The sequence below is a fragment of the Paenibacillus sp. 01T431 genome (assembly GCF_056398625.1).
Map to the genome: position 1 here is coordinate 1 of NZ_JBFTPT010000071.1, position 465 is coordinate 465.

Consider the following 465-nt stretch of genomic DNA (forward strand, 5'->3'; position numbering starts at 1 on the left):
CGTGATCGCCGTGAACCCGAACTTCCCGGCCAAGGACTACAAGGAGTTCCTGGCCGTGCTGAAGGCCAACCCGGGCAAGTACTCGTACGCGTCGTCGGGCACCTGCGGCTTCGGCCACATGCTGGGCGAGCAGTTCAAGGTCTCGACCAAGACGTTCATGGTGCACATTCCGTACCGTGGCGCGGGCCCGGCGCTGAACGACGTGCTGGCCGGCCAGGTGCCGATCATGGTGGACAACCTGCCGTCGTCGATKCCSTACATCAAGGCCGGCAAGCTGCGTCCGCTGGTGGTGGCRTGGRACAAGCGCGTGGAGGGCTTGCCTGACGTGCCGACGTTTGCCGAAGTGGGCCTGAAGGAGCCGAACGATCCGGCCTGGTATGGCCTGGTGGCACCCGCCGGCACGCCTGACGACGTGATCAACAAGCTGAACGCCGCCGCCGTGAAGGCGCTGCAGGACAAGGACTT

General features: G+C 65.3%; 1 protein-coding gene. It reads left to right on the forward strand.

Features of this window, described 5'->3' with window-relative positions; translation table 11 throughout:
• On the forward strand, nucleotides 1–465 hold a 465-nt coding region (locus AC1DM9_RS34485), incomplete at both ends, for a tripartite tricarboxylate transporter substrate-binding protein (RefSeq protein ID WP_477584513.1).